Annotated in this window: 2 protein-coding genes and 1 pseudogene; all 3 read right to left on the bottom strand. The window is 40.7% G+C overall.

Annotated elements, in window-relative coordinates; translation table 11 throughout:
- Positions 1–690 (bottom strand): annotated as a pseudogene (locus AOQ32_RS08035) (IS30 family transposase); the annotation flags it as partial.
- A 274-nt stretch (positions 691–964) separates the two neighbouring features.
- Entirely contained in the window at positions 965–1,270 is a 306-nt protein-coding gene (locus AOQ32_RS08045) for a helix-turn-helix domain-containing protein (protein ID WP_059394370.1), read from the bottom strand.
- 260 nt (positions 1,271–1,530) lie between these two features.
- On the bottom strand, positions 1,531–1,908 hold a 378-nt coding region (locus AOQ32_RS08735), incomplete at its 5' end, for a hypothetical protein (RefSeq protein ID WP_158531895.1).

The raw sequence follows: 1,908 nt of genomic DNA on the forward strand, positions 1-1,908 counted from the left end.
TAAGCGGACTTATCCTTAATAACCATTGAGACCGCATAGCGACTAAAGCGTTCTACAAAAGTCAACAATAAATGACTGGATTGACGTGACTCCACACCGTCGAGTTCCCAATGACCAAAACGGTGACGGTTTTCAATGACACTCGGACGAAACTCAATGGAATACTGGTGTGTGGCTCGTTTCTGATCTTCTTTTTTCAGATAAAGACTTTTTCGTTCGCTCCAATTTAACGCTCGCTTATGGTACCGTTGCCGCTTGCCTTTATCTCGCAAGGCCCAGTAATCGAGACCTTTGATTCTTTTATGATTCACCCAGTTGTAGATGGTTTTAAAGGACACACCAGCTCGTAACGGCCCCTTTGCAATCTGTTCGGGTGACCACTTGTGGTGGATTATGTATTCTTTGATGAGCTGTTCTCGTCTGGCCGTTAGCTTAACTGGGAACTTCTTTTTGTTCCGTTGCTTTTGGTCAGCTAGCGTCTGTCCCTCGATGGCTCTGTACATACGCCTTGATATATGTGTACTTACTTTTTTTGTCCATTGTAGCATGTAACGTTGTCCGTTGAATTTCTTTGGTAACGGTCTCTCTTGAGTAACCAATGTTCTTAGCAATGAAACTTAAATTATGGCCCTCTTTTAGTAGCGTTTCAATTTGAACTCGTTGTGCCAATTGTAAATGTTTTTGTCCCATCATCCTTCTCCTGTTATTTAACGGCAAAAAACCTGTTTTCACGATTACATACAGAAAAATTATAGCAAAGTAGGAAGTCATTCTAAAAAATCCCCTTGCCTTTTCTTGAACGTGGGCGGCTTTGGGGAAGGACTTTTATTAATAGGCAACAAAAAAAGCCTCGAACGAGACCTCTTTTAAATAAAATAATCCAGTCACATACATTTACTTTAGCCGGTAACTGTGAATGGAACAAAACCTTATGCGTTTATTGTAACGACCTGCATCAAGGTTTTCAAGTATCGCGGTTTTGCCGAACTTTAAGACTGCGGTCACGATGTAGCTGGTGCCTTTTCTGGATCCGGCTAATTCGTTTCTGGTCTGCGTAAGATTGTGCTGTCACGGCTTTATATAAGTTTTTGGACTTGTTGGTCGTGATTTTACGCCCACCGGTTAGATGTTGTGTGGCTCGCTGGACTTCTTTGGTTATAGTGGCTCTTGAGTAGCCCAAGGTGGTAGAAATCTCACTGAGCGACTTTCCTTCCTGTATCATTTTTTCAATTTGAATACGTTGATCCATTTTCAAATTTTTCTGTCCCATTCAGATTGTTCTCCATCTTCCTAAAAATTAAGTATGATTAAGTAAATATTTTATTCACTGTCAACAAATGATTATACCAAAGTCTGCATTTGTCGTTGATAGGTTTGATTTACTCTCATAAAAATTATGTGTATTAGAAAAATATGTGTATTGGTCCTTGGAATCGGAATAATTTGATTGATTGCTATTATTTTTAACAAAACAAAAAAGCCCCCGTTAGGAGACTTTTAATAGATTGGCAAATTGTTTTTTTGTTTTTTTTATGAAACCTCTTTCTTTTTTCGTGCAGTATAAGTTAATCCAGCGGCCAATGATGCACCAAGGGCTGCCAAGCTGACCACTTCAACACCGTGTTCATTAAGCATTTTTTGTCCAGTTCGTGGCAGACTATAACTTGATTTTGTTGGTACCGAGCTATCTAAAGGCGTTGTCTGCTTTGGGCTCCAAGTGTTGTCAGGTGTCACGTCATTTTTCGTTTCAAGAACCTTAACACCACTGTTTTGTGGCTGTGCCTTTGACGCTGACTGCTGTTGAACTTCAGCCTTTGCTTGACCACCATCTTGTGTCTGTGCACCGCCAGTAACGGTTGGTGTTGAGGTCACGTTGGTCTTACCATCTTGTGTCTGTGCACCGCCAGT

It is taken from the genome of Fructobacillus tropaeoli (assembly GCF_001047135.2).
GTDB lineage: Bacteria > Bacillota > Bacilli > Lactobacillales > Lactobacillaceae > Fructobacillus > Fructobacillus tropaeoli.